Source organism: Brevundimonas sp. NPDC090276, assembly GCF_044772165.1.
Lineage (GTDB): Bacteria > Pseudomonadota > Alphaproteobacteria > Caulobacterales > Caulobacteraceae > Brevundimonas.
In genome coordinates this window covers 536,435-554,052 of sequence record NZ_JBIVYK010000001.1, presented here as the reverse complement: position 1 = coordinate 554,052, position 17,618 = coordinate 536,435, and the positions used below count along the sequence as shown (strand labels likewise).

General features: G+C 66.4%; 16 protein-coding genes. 7 read left to right on the top strand and 9 right to left on the bottom strand.

The features are described from left to right. Positions 1-3 precede the first annotated feature (3 nt). The gene (locus ACIQTU_RS02595) at positions 4-714 is read right to left on the bottom strand and encodes an FkbM family methyltransferase (RefSeq protein ID WP_400541886.1); all 711 of its coding nucleotides are present in this window, start codon (positions 712-714) and stop codon (positions 4-6) included. Positions 715-1,122: 408 nt separating this feature from the next. On the opposite strand from ACIQTU_RS02595, the gene ACIQTU_RS02590 reads away from it, so the two are divergent. Continuing rightward, positions 1,123-2,208 carry a glycosyltransferase family 4 protein gene (locus tag ACIQTU_RS02590; protein ID WP_400541883.1) on the top strand — a complete coding sequence of 362 codons (1,086 nt, stop codon included), beginning with the start codon at positions 1,123-1,125 and terminating at the stop codon, positions 2,206-2,208. 82 nt (positions 2,209-2,290) lie between these two features. Here the strand turns inward: ACIQTU_RS02590 and ACIQTU_RS02585 are convergent, their stop codons facing one another. The 4 genes from ACIQTU_RS02585 to phnC all read right to left on the bottom strand — a co-directional run bounded on the left by ACIQTU_RS02585 (position 2,291) and on the right by phnC (position 6,077). Then, a complete protein-coding gene (locus tag ACIQTU_RS02585; protein ID WP_400541880.1) occupies positions 2,291-3,361 on the bottom strand; it encodes a substrate-binding domain-containing protein in 1,071 nt (356 codons plus the stop codon). A gap of 108 nt (positions 3,362-3,469) precedes the next feature. Beyond that, positions 3,470-4,213 (bottom strand): phosphonate ABC transporter, permease protein PhnE, encoded by a 744-nt coding sequence (gene phnE / locus ACIQTU_RS02580; RefSeq protein ID WP_400543739.1) that lies wholly within the window; start codon positions 4,211-4,213, stop codon positions 3,470-3,472. 65 nt (positions 4,214-4,278) lie between these two features. After that, positions 4,279-5,283 (bottom strand): phosphate/phosphite/phosphonate ABC transporter substrate-binding protein, encoded by a 1,005-nt coding sequence (gene phnD, locus ACIQTU_RS02575; RefSeq protein ID WP_400541877.1) that lies wholly within the window; start codon positions 5,281-5,283, stop codon positions 4,279-4,281. After that, positions 5,280-6,077, bottom strand: a complete 798-nt coding sequence (gene phnC / locus ACIQTU_RS02570; RefSeq protein ID WP_400541874.1) for a phosphonate ABC transporter ATP-binding protein — start codon at positions 6,075-6,077, stop codon at positions 5,280-5,282. The genes phnD and phnC overlap by 4 nt, the downstream gene beginning before the upstream one ends. Before the next feature lie 262 nt (positions 6,078-6,339). Here phnC and ACIQTU_RS02565 point away from each other — a divergent pair, with 262 nt between their 5' ends. The 6 genes from ACIQTU_RS02565 to ACIQTU_RS02540 all read left to right on the top strand — a co-directional run bounded on the left by ACIQTU_RS02565 (position 6,340) and on the right by ACIQTU_RS02540 (position 11,600). Beyond that, entirely contained in the window at positions 6,340-7,602 is a 1,263-nt protein-coding gene (locus tag ACIQTU_RS02565; protein ID WP_400541871.1) for a type III PLP-dependent enzyme, read from the top strand. 76 nt (positions 7,603-7,678) lie between these two features. Continuing rightward, a complete protein-coding gene (locus tag ACIQTU_RS02560; RefSeq protein ID WP_400541868.1) occupies positions 7,679-8,773 on the top strand; it encodes a deoxyhypusine synthase in 1,095 nt (364 codons plus the stop codon). Positions 8,774-8,938: 165 nt separating this feature from the next. Beyond that, on the top strand, positions 8,939-9,247 hold the full coding sequence (locus tag ACIQTU_RS02555; RefSeq protein WP_400541865.1) for a ribonuclease: 309 nt from the start codon (positions 8,939-8,941) through the stop codon (positions 9,245-9,247). 72 nt (positions 9,248-9,319) lie between these two features. Beyond that, positions 9,320-9,820: a hypothetical protein gene (locus tag ACIQTU_RS02550; RefSeq protein ID WP_400541863.1), complete on the top strand. Its 501-nt coding sequence runs from the start codon at positions 9,320-9,322 to the stop codon at positions 9,818-9,820. After that, the gene (locus ACIQTU_RS02545; protein ID WP_400541860.1) at positions 9,820-10,629 is read left to right on the top strand and encodes a phosphatase PAP2 family protein; all 810 of its coding nucleotides are present in this window, start codon (positions 9,820-9,822) and stop codon (positions 10,627-10,629) included. The genes ACIQTU_RS02550 and ACIQTU_RS02545 overlap by 1 nt, the downstream gene beginning before the upstream one ends. Then, entirely contained in the window at positions 10,629-11,600 is a 972-nt protein-coding gene (locus ACIQTU_RS02540; protein ID WP_400541857.1) for a right-handed parallel beta-helix repeat-containing protein, read from the top strand. The genes ACIQTU_RS02545 and ACIQTU_RS02540 overlap by 1 nt, the downstream gene beginning before the upstream one ends. Here the strand turns inward: ACIQTU_RS02540 and aguB are convergent, their stop codons facing one another. The 4 genes from aguB to ACIQTU_RS02520 all read right to left on the bottom strand — a co-directional run bounded on the left by aguB (position 11,601) and on the right by ACIQTU_RS02520 (position 17,439). Further along, entirely contained in the window at positions 11,601-12,467 is an 867-nt protein-coding gene (aguB, locus tag ACIQTU_RS02535) for an N-carbamoylputrescine amidase (RefSeq protein WP_400541854.1), read from the bottom strand. Positions 12,468-12,469: 2 nt separating this feature from the next. Then, entirely contained in the window at positions 12,470-13,471 is a 1,002-nt protein-coding gene (locus ACIQTU_RS02530) for an agmatine deiminase family protein (protein WP_400541852.1), read from the bottom strand. A 186-nt stretch (positions 13,472-13,657) separates the two neighbouring features. Next, a complete protein-coding gene (locus tag ACIQTU_RS02525; protein WP_400541849.1) occupies positions 13,658-16,072 on the bottom strand; it encodes a TonB-dependent receptor in 2,415 nt (804 codons plus the stop codon). A 170-nt stretch (positions 16,073-16,242) separates the two neighbouring features. Beyond that, complete coding sequence (locus ACIQTU_RS02520) at positions 16,243-17,439, bottom strand: capsular biosynthesis protein (RefSeq protein ID WP_400541847.1); 1,197 nt, start codon at positions 17,437-17,439, stop codon at positions 16,243-16,245. Between the last annotated feature and the right edge of the window lie 179 nt (positions 17,440-17,618).

Here is a 17,618-nt window from a genome sequence, read left to right as displayed (position 1 = left end):
AGCTTACGGCCTGCCGCTCTTCTCACGCGCCAGCACCGGACGCTCCCTGGCGACCACCAGATCGCAGGGCAGCAGATCCAAAAGTTCACTGGCTTCTACGTGCACCAGGTCGTCGCTCTTCGTAATTTTCCAGAACAGGAAGCCACGGCCCGTCAGCCAGGAAATGAACTCCTCCGGCTGGACCCTTGAGCGCATCTGGATCAGGTCCCATTCAATGCAAAGCACTATGTCCGGCCTGTCCAGGAGCTTCTCACCTCCACGAAGGATCAAAGGTTCAGAACCTTCTGCATCGATGCGGATAAGCTTGATGTCGGCCAGCTCAAGATCATCGAGCCGAACGCCTTCAACCTCGATGATCTCGGTATCAGCGCCCAGCGCGCCATCCCAGACATAGAGATGACCTCCGCCTGCGAACTGGCGAGACACCGCAAAGCGAAGACGCCCAGTCACGTCCGTCACAGCCTGCTGGCGAATATCGACCCTGCCGCCGTAGCCGTTCATTCGCACTGACCGACGGGATAGGGCAGCCAACCTTGGATTGGCTTCAAAGGTCGTCACAGACCCTGTCGCCCCAACCTTCTGGGCCAGACCTAGGGTATAATAGCCGACATGACCTCCAACCTCGAGCACATGGTCGCCCGGTTGGACCAGGCTGAGCACCACGTTCCTCACGTTCGCCTCCCACTCGCCACGGGCGATCAGGTGTGAGCACACACTCTCCTCCAGGGGGTCGACGTAGATGAAGTGCCCGCATCTCAGACGCGTAAGCGCTAGAGATTCGCCGAGGTAGTAGTACGGCCGCGCAGCGGCCAACTGCCTTCCCTGCCTCTTGCGACGCCCTCCGAAAAGCTGCGAAATGTATCTCATTGCGACCTCTCACAGCGACGTGATGGCTCGGGTTTTTGCGCCACAGCCAAGCTGGCGCAGGCTAGTCCACATAACGCGCATCCAAACAAGCCTGAAGCGCTGTTTTGAGAAACTCCAAGGCGGTCTGATCCGGCACGTTTGGCGACAACGTCGGTGAACGACACACACCGAGATCGGAAACCTGTCTCGCCTTCGTCATGCGAAACGTCTAGTACTTCCAGTTCAGCGAAACGGCCCGGGGCCCACTCGATTTCAATGCGCATCGTCCTGGTCACCGACGCCTGGGAGCCTCAGGTCAACGGCGTCGTCCGCACCCTGACCCGCACCGTGGCCGAATGCCGCGCCATGGGTCATGAGGTGGAGGTCATCGAACCCAGCCAGTTCAAGACCATCCCCTGCCCCACCTATCCCGAGATCCGGCTGGCTCTGGGCGCCGAAGAAGAGATTCGCGAGCGCCTGCGCGCCTTCGAGCCCGAGGCCGTCCATATCGCCACCGAGGGACCGCTGGGCATCGCCACGCGCCGCATCTGCGTCGAGTGGAAACTGCCGTTCACGACCAGCTATCACACCAAGTTCCCGGAATACGTCTCGGCCCGTTTCCCGATCCCGGTTCAGGTCGGCTACGCCTACATGAAGTGGTTCCACAAGCCGTCGGGACGGCTGATGGTGGCGACCCCGACCCTGCGCGACGAACTGGTCGAGCACGGCTTCCGCAACGTCTCGCCGTGGACGCGCGGCGTGGACACCGACCTGTTCCGCCCCGACCTGGAGCCCATCTACAAGGAGATGGGCGGCGACGCTTGGCCCCGCCCCTTCTTCCTCAACGTCGGCCGCGTGGCGGTCGAAAAGAACATCGAGGCCTTCCTCGAACTGGACCTGCCGGGCACCAAGATCGTGGTCGGCGACGGCCCGGCCCGCGCCGAGCTGGAAGAGAAGTACCCCGAGGCCAAGTTCCTGGGCGCCCGCTTCGGCGCGGACCTGGCCCGCTGTTTCGCCGACGCCGACGTCTTCGTCTTCCCCAGTTGGACCGACACCTTCGGCCTGGTGATCCTGGAGGCCATGGGCGCCGGCACCCCGGTCGCCGCCTATCCGGCGCACGGCCCCATCGACATCATCCCTGGCTCCAACGCCGGGGTCATCGACGACAATCTGACGACCGCCTGCCTGGAAGCCCTGAAACTGGATCGCAAGGACGTGCGCGCCTACGCCGAGAAGTTCAGCTGGCGCGCCTCGGCCGAGCAGTTCGTCGAGAACCTGCAGCCCTATCCCGAGCCCGCGCGCGGCCGCTTCTGGCGCCGCCTGCGCCGGATCGCCCGGCTGAGGCGCAGGGCGGCGGCGTAGAGCCTCCTCGTCGGATTTCAGACAGCAAAACGCCCCGGACGATGATCGTCCGGGGCGTTTGTTTTTCTGCGATCTGACGCCCTTAGTTAGGACGGGCCATCGAGGTCATGGCGGCGGCCTTGGCGCGTTCGGCCGTCAGCTGGTCGGCGGGCAACGGCACCAGGCCGCGGTCCTGCAGGTAGCCGCCGCGGCCGGCGGAGCCTTCCGACATGAACTCCTGGACGAACTGCTCCAGACCCGGCGTCACGCCCACATGGGCCTTCTTGACGTAGATGTAGAGGCTGCGGGCCAGCGGGTAGGTGCCGTCGGCGATGGTCTCGGCCGAGGGGGCGACACCGTCGATGGTCTCGGCCTTCACCGTGTCCATGTTCTGCTCCAGGAAGGAGAAGCCGAACACGCCCAGCGAGCCGGGGGTGCGGGTCAGGGTCTGGACGATGGCGTTGTCGTTCTCGCCCGAATCGACCCAGGCGCCGTCTTCACGCAGGGTGTGGGTCAGGGTCTCGAACCTGGTCTTGTCGTCCTTGAAGGCGGCCACCGCAGGGATCAACTTGCCGCCCGGAGCCATGCCCAGTTCCAGGAAGGCGTCGCGCGTGCCCGAGGTGGGCGGCGGGCCGTAGACCTGAATGCGCTGGTTCGGCAGGCCCTTGTTGACGTCGCTCCACGTCTTGGTCGGATTGGCGATGAAGGTTCCGTTCGGGCCGGGAACCTCCTTGGCCAGACCTTCGTAGAGGTCGTTCAACTCGAAGTTGAAGCTGTTGCCCGTGCGGGCCGTGGCGATGACAATGCCGTCAAAGCCGATCTTGATCTCGACAATGTCGGTGACGCCGTTGGCGACGCAACGATCGAACTCGCTCTGCTTCATCGGGCGCGAGGCGTTGGCGACGTCGGGGGTCGAGGGGCCGACGCCGGCGCAGAAGGCCTGAATACCGCCGCCGGTGCCCAGCGACTCGATGCGCGGCGCGGCCGTGCTGCCCGAGGTGCGGGCGAAGTTTTCAGCCACGCGGGTGGCGAAGGGGAAGACGGTCGAGGAACCGGCGGCCCAGATGCCCGCGCGAGCCTTCTGGCTGCCGGGGGCTCCGCCCTCGTTGTTGCCGCAAGCCGCCAGGGCCAGCAGGGCCGCTGCACAGGCGGAAATTTTCAGGGAACGGATCATTGGCCGGACCTCTCCAGACGTCAGTTGGAGACGCTTAGAGCAGCGAAGTGTGACGGTCCGGCCAGACCTTTGTGACAGTCAGGGCAAACTTGCCCCGACCGGCTTCGGTTACAACAGGCGCTTGCGCATGACCTGGGACAGGGTGTCGATCAGGGTCACGGCCACGACCACGATGATGACGATGGCCGAAACGGCGCGGAAGTCGAAGGCGTTCATGCTGTCGAACAGCACCTGACCAATGCCGCCGGCGCCGATCAGACCCAGGACGGTGGCCGAACGGCTGTTGGACTCGAAGCGATAGAGGGCGAACGAGGTCCACAGCGGAGCCACCTGCGGGATCACCCCCCAGACGATTTCGTGCAGCTTGGACGCGCCGGTGGCGCGCACGCCCTCGACCGGGCCCTTGTCGATCGACTCGACCGCTTCCGAGAACAGCTTGGCCAGGACGCCCGCCGTATTCAGGGTGATGGCCAGAACACCGGCCAGGGGGCCGAGGCCCACGGCGGTGACGAACAGCAGGCCGATCACCAGATCAGGCACCGAGCGCAGCAGATTCATGACCCAGCGCACAGGGGTCACGACCCAGGCCGGCGCCATGTTGCGGGCGGCGGCGAGACCCAGGGGAATGCCGAACAGCACGGCCAGGAAGGTACCCCACAGGGCAATCTGGACCGTTTCCCACATCTTGCCGACGAACATCTTCCATTGGGAGAAGTCGGGACGCATCAGGTCGTGGACGAACAGCCGCGTGCTGTCATTGCCCGAGAACAGGCGCGAGATGTTGCCCAGATCGACGGCGTCGATGCTGTACAGCAGGACGGCGATGACGCCGCCCCAGACCAGGACGTCCATCGCCCAGGAGACGGCGGACTTTTGCGGCGCGGCCGGAACCGCGGCCGGCGTCAAGGGAGCAGAGGTCAAGGTTGGACCTCACGCAGGCTGCGCAGACGCTGAAGTTCAGCGGCGGCGGCGGCGGCCCCGGCCTTGTCGCCCTTGGCTTCGGCTTCGCCACGCTTCTGGTCGGCGATCATCTCGCGGATCGGATTCAGGTAGCTGTCGTCAGCGGCGGCGAAGCGCGAGTATTCCAGACCGGCCAGAACCTTGCGCTGACGCTCGGCTTCGGGGCCTTCGCCCTGGCCATAGGTCAGGAAGAAGCTGCGGATCTTTTCCTTCAGCGCCGGGTCAAGGTCTTCACGGACGACAATGCCGCTTTCGGGGATCGGCGGCGAGACCCAGATCTCTTCGATCTGATCGGCCAGCTGCGGGTTCTCGCGACGGATGAAGATGGTGTTGACGCTGTTCGAGGTGGCGACGTCGATCACGCCCGTGGCCACGCCGAAGGCGTTGGCCTGATGGTTGGCCGAACGCACCGTCTTGAAGCATTGCGACGGCACGACGCCGCGCGCGTTGAACAGGAAGGTCATGGGCGCCAGGGTGCCCGAGGTCGACTGGGCGTCGCCGATGCCGAAGTTGTACTGCTTGCCGCAGGCCAGCACCTTGTCCAGCGTGATGCCCGAGCCCTTCTTGACGATCAGGGTCGACTGGTAGCTGTCCAGGCCTTCACGGTTGACCGTGCGGGCGATGACCTCGGCCTTGGCGCGGTCGATGGCCTCGACCTCGGGCTTGGCCGAGAACCAGCCCACTTGGGTGTGGTTGCCGCGCATGGCCTCGACCAGAACCGTGTAGTTCGAGCCGAAGTAGGGCTTCACCGGCACGCCGATGGCCTTGGACATGTCGTCCAGCAGCGGCTGCCACAGCGGGCCCGACGAGGCCTGGCCTTCCGCCGACAGGATGGAGAAGGTGATCTCGGTCGGGGCGGCGCCCGGCGCCTTTTCTTCGCCCTTGCCGCAGGCGGCGAGGCCCAGGCTCATGGCGAGGGCGGCGACGCCCAGAAAACGGCGGGTGATGGGGGTGCGGGTCATGCCTTGGCTTCCCAGAACGCGTCCTCGTACTCAGGACCGTAAATTTCAATCAGGCGCTTGGAATCGAGACCGGTCGAGGGCCCATCGTAGACCACCTTGCCCTTCTGCAGGGCGATGACGCGGTCGCAATAGCGGATGGCGTAGTCGACCTGGTGCAGGGTGACGATCACGCCCATGCCGTCGCGCTTGTTCAGCTCGACCAGCAGTTCCATGACCTTGCGGGCCGAAACCGGGTCCAGCGAAGCGACAGGCTCGTCGGCCAGGATGGCTTGCGCGCCCTGGACGATGGCGCGGGCGATGGCGCCGCGCTGCTGCTGGCCGCCCGACAGGGTGTTGGCGCGCTGGGCGGCGTATTCCGACACGCCGACGCGGTGCAGGGCCGCCATGGCCCGATCCTTGTCCGCCTTGGGCCAGACGCCGAACAGACCGCGCCAGCCGGGCAGACGCCCGAGCGCGCCCAGCATGACGTTGGAGAAGAGCGACAGACGCCCCACCAGATTGAACTGCTGGAAGATCATGCCCAGCTTGCCGCGCGCCTTGCGCACGGCGCCGGTGATGCGGCCGTTCTGCTGAACGGTTTCACCGAACACCTGGATCGTTCCCTGACCGGGATCGATGGGGTGCAGTCCGGTGATGGATCGCAGCAGGGTGGACTTGCCCGATCCGGACGGACCGATCAGGGCGACCATCTCGCCGGCGGCCACTTCGACGGACACGCCGTCGAGCGCCTTTCTGGCTCCGTAGGTCTTTGACACATCCCTTACGGACGCGACAGCGGCGGTTGAAGAACTCATGAACCCGTGGGTGGCGGTTGCAACAGGGGGCGCCGCATGACGCGCCACGCGCGTTTCGACAAGTCTTAATGGCACGCCTGCGTCGTTTTCGTCCAGTGCGCGGGGCCTTTCCGCCCGTTCCCCTGTGGATCAGGTCATGAAATTACCGCTTTACATGACGGTCGAGCATCCCTACATCGCGCGTTCCGGCGGACCCCGTGGTCTAACCGTTAAGCGCTGCTAACGCCGGTCTGGGTTAACAATTAGCAGGGGGTTACGTGAATTGCGCACGTACCAACTTCCCCTGGACCTGGTCCGTGAGCGGTCCCCTGAACGTCCCGTCGCCCTCGTGCGACCGCGTTCGGTTTCCGTAGCGGCGCGCTGGTTCCAGGACAATTTAAAAGCCGACGTCTTCTATGCAGTGAAGGCGAACCCTTCGCGCTGGGTCATCGAGACCCTGGTCGAGCAGGGCGTCAACGCGTTTGACGTCGCGTCTCTGGCTGAGATCGAGCTGGTTCGCTCGGTCAGTCCGAACGCGCGCCTGGCCTTCATGCACCCGGTCAAGAGCCGCGGCGCGATCCGTGCCGCCTACGCCGACCACGGCGTGCGCACCTTCGTGCTCGACAGCCATGACGAACTGCAGAAGATCATCGAGGCCACCGACAACGCCGACGACCTGAACCTGGTCGTGCGCATGGCCGTCTCGGCCGACGGCGCGGCCTATTCCCTCTCGGGCAAGTTCGGCGTCTCGCCGGATCAGGCCCCCGCCCTGCTGCTGGCCGTGCGCCAGGCGGTGCAGGACGGCCTGATGGGCGTGTCGTTCCACGTCGGATCGCAGTGCATGCGCCCGTCGGCCTATGAAGCCGCCATGTCGCAGGTCGGCCGCGCCATCAAGAAGGCGGGCGTCTTCGTCGACATCGTCGACGTCGGCGGCGGCTTCCCCTCGGTCTATCCGGGCATGGTCCCGCCGGATCTGCAGGAATACGCCGACGCCATTCACCGCGGCTTCAACGAGATGCCGGTGTCGGAGACGACCGAGTTGTGGTGCGAACCCGGCCGGGCCCTGGTGGCCGAGTCGTCGTCGGTTCTGTGCCGCGTGGACCTGCGCAAGGGCGACGCCCTCTATCTGAACGACGGGTCCTACGGCTCGCTGTTCGACGCCACCCACTCGCGCTGGCCCTTCCCGACCAAGCTGGTCCGGGACGGCGAAGCCACGTCGGAGCTGAAGCCCTTCCGCTTCTATGGCCCGACCTGCGACAGCATCGACCATATGCCGGGCCCGTTCTGGCTGCCGGCCGATGTGCAGGAAGGCGACTTCATCGAGATCGGCATGCTCGGCGCCTATGGCGTGGCCATGACGACCGGCTTCAACGGCTATGGCGAACACGAGATCGCCGTGGTCGAGGACGCCCCGATGGGCTCGATGTACGGCCTGGCCCCGCGCTCCATCCCGACCGTGCGCACCACGGCCGAGGAAAACGCCCGCAAGATCGTCCGCCTGTCGCGCCCCAAGGGCAAGGCCGGCGTGCGCAAGCGCAAGCGCTGATCGCCTGACCCAATAGCGTCTTCGGACGTTGATATGAGATCCGCAGCGGCCCGTCGCTCCGTCCGGGCCGCTGCGTATGCTTGACGACGGGCGCTCATATCTCAGGGAAACCGCCGAAATGAACGCTCCCGTTCAGTCGAACCAGAAGGCTGCGCTGCTTCAGAACACCGTCGAGCACGTCGACATGACCAGCTTCGACGCCCGTCCGATCATCGACAGCATGCGCAAGATGTCCTTCAGCTCGCGCGACACGGCACGCGCCGCCGACATTTTCAACATGGCGCTGGAAGACAAGGCCTGCTCGCCCTGGCTGATCCTGGCCGGGTCGACCTCGGCCGGCGGCTGCATGCACGTCTACCGCGACATGGTGAAGTTCGGCATGGTCGACGCCATCGTCGCCACCGGCGCCTCGATCGTGGACATGGATTTCTTCGAGGCCCTGGGCTTCAAGCACTATCAGGCCGCCGGCGAGGTGGACGACAACGTCCTGCGCGACAACTACATCGATCGGATCTACGACACCTACATCGACGAGGAAGAACTTCAGGCCTGCGACCACACCATCCTGGAGATCGCCAACCGCCTGGAGCCGCGCGGCTATTCCAGCCGCGAGTTCATCTGGGAGATGGGCAAGTGGCTGTCCGAGGGCAATGCGAAGAAGCCCGGCTCGCTGATCCAGACCGCCTATGAAGAAGGCGTGCCGATCTTCTGCCCGGCCTTCGTCGACAGCTCCGCCGGCTTCGGCCTGGTCAAGCATCAGAAGGAGCGCGCCGCAGCCGGCCTGCCCTATCTGATGCTGGACGCCATCGCCGACTTCCGCGAACTGACCGACATCAAGATCGCCGCTGGCGTCACCGGCCTCTTCATGGTCGGCGGCGGCGTGCCCAAGAACTTCGCCCAGGACACCGTCGTCTGCGCCGAGATTCTGGGCGTCGAAGCCGAGATGCACCGCTACGCGATCCAGATCACCGTCGCCGACGTGCGCGACGGCGCCTGCTCGTCCTCGACGCTGAAAGAGGCCGCGTCGTGGGGCAAGGTCCAGACCACGCACGAACAGATGGTCTTCGCCGAGGCCACGACGGTCGTACCGCTGATCGGCTCCGACGCCTGGCACCGCGGCGCCTGGAAGACCCGCGAGAAGCGCCGCTGGAACAAGCTGTTCGGGAAGTAGGTGGCGCTCGACCGAGCGGACGCGTGCCTCAAGCAATGCGACGCGCGCCAGGCGTGAACAGAATGAGGGCCGGCGGATCTCTCCGCCGGCCCTTTGTTTGATCGCCTTCTCTTGTGGAACCCCCTGCCCGCTCCTCCGCGTTGTTCACGCAACAAGGAGACGATCATGGCCTGTCCCGAGAGCGAGAACGAAGAAGCCCGCGAGGCCGCCGACATGGGCGAAAAGCCGGATCGCGGCCATGCCGTCGACGCCTTGAAGAAGGCGCTGGAAGGCACGGATTCGGGTTCCGACACGCGCGCGGGTTCCTTGCGCGGCGGCTCCGCCTCGGGCTCGGAGATTGATCCGGATCAGGACGTCATCAACGAAGCCCTGGCCACCGAAGGCATGCGTTTCGCCGATCATGCCTCCAAAGCAGCCGAAGGACGCCCATCGACGGACAAGCCCGACGACGAAGTTGACGCTCCGACAGGCTGAACCGCCTTGCTGCGGCCTCACGGATAGGCCACGGTGTTCAGCAAGTTGAACAGTCTCAAGGACGTAGGCGGGATGAAGCGTAGCGTGGCAGCCGTCGCCGTGGCCCTCACGGTCGGTCTCGTCGGATGCGATGAGCGCAGCGAGGCTGCGCCCGAGACCAGCCTGCCGCCGCCCGCCGACGCTCCCGCCAAGATCGCGCCGGTCGCCGCCGCCCCTGCGGCCGAAGCCGCCGCCGCACCGGCCGCACCCGCGTCGATCGACGGCGCCCCGGCCTTCGCCGCCCTCTATCCCGGCGCCCAGGCCGACGGCCCCGCCACAGTCGCCAACGGCCCGACCGGACCGGGCGGCCTGATCACCTTCACCACCGACGCCGCGCCTGACGCCGTCGTGGCCTTCTATCGCCAGCGCGCCGAGGCCGCCGGTCTGGCCCCCGTCATGGCCATGAACCAGGGCGAGGCCCGCGCCTATGGCGCCGCCGCCCGCAAGGCTGACGGCGCCACCCTGCAGGTCGTGGCCTCGCCGGGTGAAGGCGGCCTGACCTCGGTCCAGCTGACCTGGAGCGCCGGGGCCTGATGAACCGCCGGGGGGCCCTCATCATCGCTGCAGCCGCCTTGCTGACGGGCTGCGCCGGCACCCCCGCCGCCCTGCGCCCTCAAGCCGCCAAGGCGGTCGAGACCAAGGGCTATCTCAGCGGATCCCTGATTCAGGCCCTGGCCGACGCGGTCCCGCCGCCGCCCGTCGCTGGTTCGCCCGTCGATCTGACCGACAAGGCGCGCTCCGCCCGGTTCAAGGCGCTGGAGGACGGCGATCGCTGGCTGCTGGCCACCGCCCATGCCGAGCTGCGGCCGCCGCTGGCCCTGCAGCATTTCGACTGCGCCCTGGGCGTGCGCCTCGGCTCGGCTGCCACGCCCAACCTGAACCGGCTGATGCAGCGGCTGTTCGACGATTCCGACGCGGCGGCCGAGCTGGTCAAGGCGCGCGGCTTCCGCGCCCGCCCGGTCGGCGACGATCCCGAGCGCCGCCCCTGCCAGCGCGTCACCGAGGCCGGGCGCAAGACCGCCTCCTACCCCTCGGGCAGTTCGACGGTCGCCACCGTCTATGGCGAGGCCTTCGCCGCGCTGGAACCCGAACGCGCGACCGAGGCCCGCCGCATCGCCCACGAAATGGGCCTCAGCCGACTGGTCTGCGGCATGCACTATCCCAGCGACGTCGCCGCCGGCGAGGTGCTGGGCAAGGCGGTGTTCGACGCCGCCGCCGCCACGCCCGGTTTCGACGCCGATCTGACCGCCGCCCGGGCCGAACTGACCGCCGTGCGCGCTACCGGCCTGACCAGCCCCGGCTGCGCCTCCGAGCGCCTGGCCCTGGCCACGCCCCTGCCCTGATGGCGGCCTGGCTGGCGGCCCTACTGCTTGGTTCCGCCCCCGATGCCTGGGCCCTGCCCGCCGCGCGCCCCTGCACCGCCGCTGAACTGAGTGAGCTGACGGCGGACGCCGCCACGCCTTACCGCCTGACCTGCCGCGCCGTCCTGCCCCGGAGCCAGCGCATCCTCCGTCCCATCCTGATCGAAGGCGCCGAGGCCTCCGGCGCCGGACTCGACTGTCAGGGCGGCGCCATCGGACGCCCCGGCGCCGCCGTCACTACGCGCCAGCCCACCATCGCCATCTGGTCGCGCCGCATCACGGCTGAGCACTGGAGCCGCCCCACCGACATCCGCATCGAGAACTGCACGATCCACGGCGCCGTGCGCGTCTGGGGCATGGGGGCGGACGGCGGCTATGACGACCTGCGCGCCTCGTCGCGCACTGCCGAGCATACGGCCACAACGCAAGGCGCGGCGCCGTCGCACATCGAACTGGACCGGGTGGCCATCGTCGGGACCGGTTCCATCCCCCTCTATGTCGGGCCGGGCGTGACGCGGCTCAGCCTGACGAACTCGACGCTGACCGGCCGCAGCGACGCCACCGCCCTCTATCTGGACGCCGAGAGCGCCGACAACCGGATCGAGAACAACACCATCGCCGTGGCGACTCGCCGCGAGGCCGTCGCCGTCGACGGCTCGGCCCGCAACCGCATCACCGGCAACCGCTTCAATCTGAATGGACGCCCCGGCGTCTTTCTCTATCGCAACTGCGGCGAGCGCGGCGTGATCCGGCACCAGACGCCGTCGGACAATCAGATCGCGGACAATGTCTTTTCCCGCGCCGCGCGCCTGCGGCCCCAACTGGTCGTCGTCGGCGCGCGCGAAGGCCGTCGCGCCTATTGCAGCGCCGATCGCGGCTATCCCTTCGGCAGCAGCGCCGACGACGGCGACCGCGCCACGAACAATGTCGTGGCGCGCAACACGCGTCGCTGACTAGACCGGACGGCCCGTGGCCAGGGCGCCGTACAGTTCGGGACGACGGTCGCGGAAGAAGCCCCAGGCGGCGCGGTACTGATCCAGGAAGTCGAGGTCGAAGGTGTGGACCAGCACGCCCTCCTCACCCGTCAGGCTCTCGACCAGATCGCCGCGATGGTTGGCGATGAAGGAGTGGCCGTAGAAGCTCTGACCGGCCTCGGTCAGGGTCTCATGGCCGATGCGGTTCGAGGCGATGACCGGCATGGCGTTGGACACGGCGTGACCCTGCATGGCGCGCTGCCAAGGGGCGGCGGTGTCCAGGGTGGCGTCATGCGGCTCCGAACCGATGGCGGTCGGATACATCAGGATGTCGGCGCCCTGCAGGGCCATGGCGCGGGCGGCCTCGGGGTACCACTGGTCCCAGCAGATGCCGACGCCGATGCGGCCGAAGCGGGTGCTCCAGACCTTGAAGCCCGTGTCGCCGGGACGGAAGTAGTACTTCTCCTGATAGCCGGGGCCGTCGGGGATATGGCTCTTGCGATAGACGCCCAGAGCCTCGCCGTCAGCGTCCAGCATGACCATTGAGTTGAAGTAGTGCGGGCCTTCCTTCTCGAAGATCGAGACGGGGATGACCACGCCCAGTTCCCTGGCCACCGGCTGCAGCTGGACCACGGCCGGATGCTCGCGCCACGGATAGGCCGAGGTGAACCAGTGCTCCTCCTGCGTCACGCAGAAGTAGGGCCCCTGGAACAGCTCCGACGGCAGGATGACCTGCGCGCCCCTGGCTGCCGCCTGACGGATCAGGCCGATGGTCTTGTCGATGTTCGCCTGCATGTCCTCGCCATACGAGGTCTGGAGGGCGGCGACGGTGACGGTGCGGGTCATCTTTACGCGGGCTCCTGCTGGCTGATGCAGTGGAAGGATCCGCCGCCGGTCAGGACGGCGTTGGACGGCGACAGGACGATCTCGCGGTCAGGGAAGACCGTGGCCAGGGCCTCGCCCGCCAGACGGGCGGCGACATCGTCGCCATAGGTCGGCACCACGATGGCGCTGTTGGCGATCAGGAAATTCATGTGGCTGGCCGGGATCGGACGCTCGTCGGCGTCGAGCACCAGACCCGGCGACGGGACGCGCAGGACCTTGAGCTTGCGGCCCGTGGCGTCAGTCGTCTCCATCAGCAGGCGCGCGGTCTCGTCATAGACCTCGGCGTTCGGGTCCTTGCGGCCAAAGGCGATGGGGCAGGCCACGACGCCCGGCGCGACGAAGCGGGCCAGGTTGTCGACGTGGCCGTCGGTATGGTCGTTCAGCAGGCCGTCGCCCAGCCAGACCACCACCTTGGCGCCGACCGAGGCGGCCAGGGCGGCCTCGGCGTCGGCCTGGGTCCAGCCGGTGTTGCGGTTCCTGTTCAGCAGGCACTGGCGCGTGGTCAGGACCGTGCCCTCACCGTCGTGGTCCAAGGCGCCGCCTTCGAGGATGAAGTCATGGCGGGTGGTCGGCACGCCGGAGAACTCGGCGATCTGATCGGCGACCTCGTCGTCGTGGGGATAGTCGTACTTGCCGCCCCAGCCGTTGAAGGCGAAGGCCTGGGCCGTCTTCGAGCCCGCGTTGAAGATCGGGCCCGTGTCGCGCAGCCAGATGTCGCCGAAGCGCGCGGCCACGACCTCGACGCCGTCGACGCCGTCCAGACGCGCACGCGCGCCGGGCAGGGCCTCGTCATTGCCGACCATCAGCTTGACCTTCTCGCGGCCCGAACCGGCCAGAGCGCGGACCAGGGCTTCGACCTCGTTCTGGGCCTGCGCGAAATACTCGCCCCACAGCTCGGCATGGCTGGGCCAGCCAACCCACATGGCCCGGTGCGGCGTCCATTCGGCGGGGATGGGTTGGGTCATGGGCGAAGTCGATCCGAACGGGAGAAAGGCAGACCGCGCCAGATAGGCCGAGACGCCCCCCGGTTCAATGTTTGCGGGCGATAGGCCGCAGCCGGCCTCGAGTAGCGCGAAGCGCGATAGGCCTACAAACAAAGAAAGGGCGGCCCGTTGCCGGACCGCCCTCCCCTGTCTTGATGCCGGCTCTTCTTAGAAGGAAGCGCGCAGCGAGATCATGGCCGTGCGCGGGGCGCCCAGCTGGTATTGGGCCGAACCCGTCGTCGAGGTCGAAATGTCGCCCAGGTACTCTTCGTCGAAGAGGTTGATGACGTTCAGCTGGATGTAGGAACCGCCAGCGCCGACCGAAGCAAGGTTGTAGCGGACGTCCAGGTCGAAGGTCAGGTAGTCAGGCGCGACTTCCGTGTTGATGTCGTTCGAGAAACGCTCGCCGACATACTTGCCCTGCAGACCCAGGTCGAACTTGCCGATCGTGTAGGCGGCGCGAGCGCCGAACTGCCAATCAGGGGTTTCGACCAGTTGGTTGCCGGCGATCTTGATGAAGATCGGGTTGCCGGTGACCTTGTCCGTGCCGTTCGGCAGGTCGTTCTTCACTTCGCTGTCGGTGTAGGTGAACGAACCGGTGAGGTTCAGGTTCTCCATCGGCGACCAGCCGATCTGACCGTCCACGCCCTGCAGGGTCACGTCGCCGACGTTACGCGTCAGGAACAGGCCGGCGGCTTCGTCGAAGGTGCGCACGATGCGATTGGCGTAGTCCGTCTTCCACACGGCGACCGAAGCGATGACCGAACCCGACTGGAAGCGGTAGCCCAGGTCATAGGAGTTGGTGGTTTCCGGTTCCGGGTTCACGTCGACGACGTCGTACAGGTCGTCGGTGCGCGGCGCCGAGAAGCCTTCAGCATAAGAGGCGTAGACCGACTGGTTCGGGGCGAACTTCCAGGTCACGCCGGCGTTCGGCAGGAAGGCGTCGTATTTCTTGTCGAACGAACGCGGCTTGCCGTATTCCAGCGGCTCCGGGTTCGGATTGGAAGCCGACGGCTGGGGATTCGGGTTCATCGACGACGTCGGGAAGGTGACCAGACCGTCGCCGTCCGCGTCAACGCCAACCTGCGTGGTGCAGTAGGCGTTGAAGGTGTCGCGCTGGTAGCAGTAGTTGTTCAGTTCGCGGTCGAAGAAGGGAGCGCGGGCGCCCAGGGTCACGTCGACCGTGTCGTTGAAGAACGAGCCGCGGTATTCGGCCGCGATCTGGTTCAGCATGGCGTAGGACAGACGGTCGCGGCGGCGCAGGATGGTGCCGTCGGGCAGCTTGACCGGGCGACCGTTACGACCCGCGAACGGATCTTCCGGGAAGCCGTTGGCGTCGATGTAGCCGAACTGGCCGGTCTGGCGGTGGCGGCCCCAGTCGAAGGTGTAGGCCAGGCGGAACTGGTGATCTTCAGCCGCGTCCCAGATCAGCGAGCTGGTGACGCCGTACCGGTGCGTGTTGGTGATGTTCGGGCGGAACAGGGTCACGGTGGTCGCGCCGTTGATCACGCCGTCGCCGTTCAGGTCGACGCCGGCGGCCGACGAGTTGCCGATCAGCTGCGGATCGGTTTCGCGCATGTTCTGCGTGCCGCCGCCGTGCGCCAGGGTGTACTGGAACGACGGGTCGACCGTCAGCTTCAGCGTGTCGCTCAGGGTGAAGCGCGACTGGCCGCGGATGTTGCCGGTGTTCGACGGATTGATCGCCGTGGCTTGCGAGCGGACCGTGTTGTAGTTGTCCTTCTCGTAAGCGCCGCCCGCCTTGAACTGGGTCAGCGTGACGCGCGGCATGAACTCGTTGCGGTTCTCGTTGTAGTGGGCGGTCACAGCCATGAAGTCGCCGTTGTCGCCCAGCGGCTGATAGATGCGGCCGTTCAGCTGCATCTTGTCGACGCCGCCGGCGCCCACGAAGTGGTCATAGACGGTCTTCGAGGCCGCGAACCAGGCCGAGGTGCCCCACGGACCGACTTCGCCGGTGTCGAGCAGGGCGAAGATGCGCTTGTAGCCGTACTCGCCCAGCGAGGGCTGCAGGATGACGCCGAAGTCCTTGGCCGGACGACGCGTGATGTAGTTGACGGTGCCGCCGGTGGCCGAAGCGGTCGGGCTGTCGACGTCGGTCGTGCCCAGGTTGACCGAGGCGCGCTGGATCAGTTCCGGGTCCAGCTGCTGGTTCGAATAGATGGCGTAGTTGCCGGTGTCGTTCAGCGGGATGCCGTCTTGCGTCAGCGAAACGCGCGCTGCGTCAAAGCCGCGGATGGTCAGGTCGCCGCCGGCCGAGCCGTAGGCGTCATTGTTGGTGAAGTTGACGCCCGGCAGCAGGTTGATCGAGTTCAGGATCGTCTGGCCAGCGGCCTGGGTGCCAATGAAGGCTTCCGTGATGGTCGCGCGCGACTTGGGATTGTTTTCAGCGACGACGCCTTCGATGGCGCGCGGGCCGCGCGGGCCGGTGACGACAACGTCGCCGACTTGCGTGGCGCGCTCTTCAACAGCTTGCGAAGCGGTCGACTGGGCCGAGGCGGCGCCGGCCATGAGAACGCCGCTCACGAGGGCGGTCGTCGCCCAGAACAGCTGTTTACGGGTGGTCATCTGTCTGTATCCCCAGTGATGAAGGCATAGCGCCCTGCGGCGGCCTTTTGGCTGCCGAGATGGGGCTGGGCCTTAAGGCCGCTGCGGGAAGTTTGGGCGACAATGGTGTGACAGTGATATGACAACGCCCGAGGGTGGCCATATCGCCACACCCCTGTGGATTGTCGGAATCAGTCCCGCGGCGGGCGCGGCCGACCAAAGGCGTCGGCGATGGCCGAGGCGGTCCAGACCATGGCGCGCGGCTCGTGATAGTTGCCGTTGATCTGGGTGCGGGCGATCACATGCGCGCGGAACCGCGTAAATAGCGCGGCGTCGGCGGCCACAGGCGCACGCCAGAAACCGTCCAACGACTGCTGGTCCGTCATGCCCGCGAAGTCGAAGAAAGCCTGCCCCAGAACCTTGACGGGCGTCCGGAAGCCCAGCGCCGACAAGGCGGCGCTGGAATTGTTGACCACCATCCCGCAAGAGGCCCGGCACAACTGGGCCAGATTGCCGCCGTCAATGAAATCGACCCGGCCCGTCAGCCCGCGCTCAGCGGCCAATCGACGCGTGACGGCGGCCAGGTTGACCAGTCCAGGGTCCAGCGGGTGGTTCTTGACTACCAGTCGACGATCCGCAGGCGCATGGCGGGCGAAGCTGTCCATCACCTCGGCCAGGAAGCCGGCGTTGTCGGCGAAACGAGAATAACGCAACAATTGGGCGTCCCCCTCGCGCTGAAGGCAGGCGATGAAGAATGGGCCACGCGCCGCGATGACGTCCGCATTCAGCTGGCGCCGCGACTGGAAGACCAGCCCCAGATAACGGCCGATATGGCCCAGGCACTGAAGCCAGGGCGCAACCGAATACGGCGAGCGATATCGGGGATAAAGAGGGCGTCCTAGCCAGGCTGCAAAGTGGTAAAGGCTGATGTTGATGACATGGTGCGGCAGGATCTTGCCGATCGGCCGCGTCACCGGCAGCGGCGGCGTCGGGTCCGCATAGCTCTCGGCCTGACGCGGCAGAACACTGGAAGCGTTGACGCCGTTGCGCTCCACCGTCACCCAGTCCGGACGGAAGTATCCATTTTCGAGAACCCAGACGACGGCGCCCAGCCGATCGATCTGGGTCAGCACGCCCTGATTGTAAGGACCACCCTCGCCAAAAACGATGATGTCGGTGAAGTCGCGCGACAACTCGAGCAGCCGTTCAGGCCAATGGCTGGCGCTCTGGTCGAAAACCACGGCGCTTGGTTGCCGCCATCCCGCGGCATCGCCAGCATTGAAGATCATGCGGCTGACGTCGGCGCCTCGACGCCGGAGCGCTTGCGCCAGAACACGGTCGAACCGGCCGAAGGGGGCGGTTACGATCAGGAAACGACGGCTTTGCAAAGACGCACTGACCGATGGGTCGGCGTTCTGCTGATCAGGATCAAATGGCGCAAGCAAACGCTGGGGTTCTTTCCTAGGGACGCGCCCCTCTCCTAGAGCCAAGGCTGTATAGATGACAAGGTAGGCGGGCGCGATGATGTTGATCCGCACAGCTGAAAAAGAATAACCGCCGACTCGAT

What these genes read in the sequence shown, in the direction of transcription:
- ACIQTU_RS02550 (WP_400541863.1), top strand. Translation starts at nt 9,320, where the DNA reads ATGAAGCGTAGCGTGGCAGCCGTCGCCGTGGCCCTCACGGTCGGTCTC.
- ACIQTU_RS02590 (WP_400541883.1), top strand. Translation starts at nt 1,123, where the DNA reads ATGCGCATCGTCCTGGTCACCGACGCCTGGGAGCCTCAGGTCAACGGC.
- phnC (WP_400541874.1), bottom strand. Translation starts at nt 6,077, where the DNA reads ATGAGTTCTTCAACCGCCGCTGTCGCGTCCGTAAGGGATGTGTCAAAG.
- ACIQTU_RS02585 (WP_400541880.1), bottom strand. Translation starts at nt 3,361, where the DNA reads ATGATCCGTTCCCTGAAAATTTCCGCCTGTGCAGCGGCCCTGCTGGCC.
- phnE (WP_400543739.1), bottom strand. Translation starts at nt 4,213, where the DNA reads ATGGACGTCCTGGTCTGGGGCGGCGTCATCGCCGTCCTGCTGTACAGC.
- ACIQTU_RS02555 (WP_400541865.1), top strand. Translation starts at nt 8,939, where the DNA reads ATGGCCTGTCCCGAGAGCGAGAACGAAGAAGCCCGCGAGGCCGCCGAC.
- ACIQTU_RS02530 (WP_400541852.1), bottom strand. Translation starts at nt 13,471, where the DNA reads ATGACCCAACCCATCCCCGCCGAATGGACGCCGCACCGGGCCATGTGG.
- ACIQTU_RS02540 (WP_400541857.1), top strand. Translation starts at nt 10,629, where the DNA reads ATGGCGGCCTGGCTGGCGGCCCTACTGCTTGGTTCCGCCCCCGATGCC.
- ACIQTU_RS02525 (WP_400541849.1), bottom strand. Translation starts at nt 16,072, where the DNA reads ATGACCACCCGTAAACAGCTGTTCTGGGCGACGACCGCCCTCGTGAGC.
- aguB (WP_400541854.1), bottom strand. Translation starts at nt 12,467, where the DNA reads ATGACCCGCACCGTCACCGTCGCCGCCCTCCAGACCTCGTATGGCGAG.
- phnD (WP_400541877.1), bottom strand. Translation starts at nt 5,283, where the DNA reads ATGACCCGCACCCCCATCACCCGCCGTTTTCTGGGCGTCGCCGCCCTC.
- ACIQTU_RS02560 (WP_400541868.1), top strand. Translation starts at nt 7,679, where the DNA reads ATGCTTGACGACGGGCGCTCATATCTCAGGGAAACCGCCGAAATGAAC.
- ACIQTU_RS02545 (WP_400541860.1), top strand. Translation starts at nt 9,820, where the DNA reads ATGAACCGCCGGGGGGCCCTCATCATCGCTGCAGCCGCCTTGCTGACG.